At 75.4% G+C, this 2,267-nt stretch carries 1 protein-coding gene and 1 pseudogene; both read left to right on the forward strand.

The annotated features are described in order from the left end of the window. Positions 1 to 491: 491 nt before the first annotated feature. Positions 492 to 758: a hypothetical protein gene (locus AA75_RS43800; protein ID WP_051814451.1), complete on the forward strand. Its 267-nt coding sequence runs from the start codon at positions 492 to 494 to the stop codon at positions 756 to 758. A 392-nt stretch (positions 759 to 1,150) separates the two neighbouring features. Continuing rightward, a pseudogene (locus AA75_RS50635) lies at positions 1,151 to 2,267 on the forward strand (hypothetical protein); the annotation flags it as partial.

Below are 2,267 nucleotides of genomic sequence, written 5' to 3' on the forward strand. Positions count from 1 at the left end.
TGGTGGCGGCCCGTGGCGGAGCACCGTCGAGCCAGCCGTGTCGGGCCGTCCTGAGGCCAGCCGCGATCCCGTACGGCCGTGTACGGGCCCCTGCGCCCGCGGAGGCCGTAGCAGCGCCGTCCGGGCGGGGTGGCCGCCCGGGCCGTGTCCTGATCCGGCCAGGCCGGATGTGGACGGCCTCCCGGTCTTTCCACGCCGGGCCGGCGCCAGCAGGATGGTGATCACCGGAACGGCGGCGGGGGAGACGAACCCCCGCCGGGGCCCAGGGCCCGCCTCCTCCCGTCTCCGGCTTCCGATCAGCGACCGTTGGGGGTACCGCCGTGTCCGAGTCCGTTCGTACGCAGAGTAGAGCCAATGCCGCGGCGCCCCGTTCGGTCATGGTGACGCCCCGCGCGGGATCCGGCCCCGATGCGGGCGGCCCGTTCGCGGCGGCCTCTGCCAGGTACGCGGCCGGCCTGCCGGTGAGCGGCCTCGGCTGCGACTGACAGCCGGTGATCCCCGTCCGTCTCACGCCGACGCGGGCGGGGCCCACCGGCTGGGCCGGGAACGGGATCCGCGCGCTCGAGGACACCCTGTGGGCGCACGCGACACCTGAGCACGGGCCGGAGCACCTGCGCATCCGCGCGGTGCCGGCCGGGATCGGGGCCGTCGTGTTCATCCTCGCGGCCACCCCCCACGCCGCACGGGCCGCCGCTGCCGCGCTCGCCGCGGGCCCGCCCAGCGGCTATCACCGCCACCACCTCACCGTCCACCACTGACGCACGCAGGCGCAGCCCGAACACGCCCGCCCGCCGCCGTCCCCGTGCCGGCCCCGCGCGCGCCGGCACACCGTCAGCACCGATCCACCCCCCCCGCGGCCGGCCCGCTACGGCTGCTGCTCCCGCCCGTCGGCGCCCTCGCCCTCCACAGCCGCAACGCGTCCACCGGGCACCTCAACCTGGCCTGCCTGCCTGCCTGCGGCGCGCGGGGACCACCGACATGACCGGCCAGGCGGGCACCCCGGCCCTCGGCCGACCCGCCCTCCGCGGCAGGCCCCGGCCCGTACCACCGCCCGACCTGTACCACCGCCCGGCCCGTAGCTCACCGGCAGCTCAGGGCCGGGCACCCACCGACGCCCGTGCTCCCTCCTCCCTCGACCCAGGAGACCCCCTTGCCCAGGAACAGCCGCCGTACGCTCTCCGCCCTGCTCGTGGCAGCGGCCGTGGCCGCCGCGGTGAGCGCCGGTGTCACCCCGGCCCTCGCCGCCATGCCCAATGTGTCCTGCGGAACCGTGACCGCCGCCGACACCTCCACGGCGGCGGCCCTGAACCGGGTCCTGACCGGCAGCCTCAGCAACGCGATGGACTCCTACCGGGTCTCCTGCGCACGGGCGATCGTCAACACCGTCCGTGCGCGGGGCATGTCCGACCGGGCCGCCGTGATCGCCGTCACGACGGCCATCGTCGAGTCGACGCTGCAGAACAACCCCAACGTGCTGGACCACACCAGTGTCGGCCTGTTCCAGCAGCTCGCCAGCTGGGGCAGCACCGCGGACCGCCTCGACCCCGCCTGGTCGACCGGGGCCTTCCTCAACGAGATGGTCAGGCTCTACCCGGGCAACGCCTGGCAGAGCCAGCAGATCGGCGCGGTGTGCCAGGGCGTCCAGCGCTCGGCCTTCCCCGACCGCTACCAGCCCCAGGCCGCCGACGCCCAGCGGATCGTCGACGCCATCTCCCGGCAGGCCCCCGCGACGCCCGCCCAGGCGGCGGCGCCGCTCGGCGACCGCGGATCGGTGATCGGCGCCGACGGCAACAACATCACCTTCACCCGCGACGCGGGAACCGGGCACCTCCAGGTCACCTACCGTCCGGTGTCCAGCAGTTGGGCGACGGCCGACCTGAGCGGCCAGGCGGGCACCGAGCCCTCCGCGGGCGGCGCACCGGCCGCGTTCGTCCAGCCGAACGGGACGGTGGGCGCGGTGACCGCCGATGCCGCCAACGGGCACCTGCGGATCACCTACAAGCCCGCCAACAGCGCCTGGGCGACCAGCGACCTCACCGCGGACTTCGGCGCACCGGTCAGCGACGGCAAGGTGAGCGCCATCGTGGACGGTTCGGGCACGCTGGCCATCTTCAGCCGCAACTCCCTCAACGGGCACGCCAACCTCACCTACCTGCCGACCTCCGGGTCCTGGTCGACCTTCGACCTGACCAACAACGCCGGGACCCCGGCGCCCGGTGGCGGCGCGCCCGCCGCGTTCCTGCAGAACAACGGCACCCTCGGGGTGG

It is taken from the genome of Kitasatospora sp. MBT63 (genome assembly GCF_000710465.2).
Classification (GTDB): domain Bacteria; phylum Actinomycetota; class Actinomycetes; order Streptomycetales; family Streptomycetaceae; genus Kitasatospora.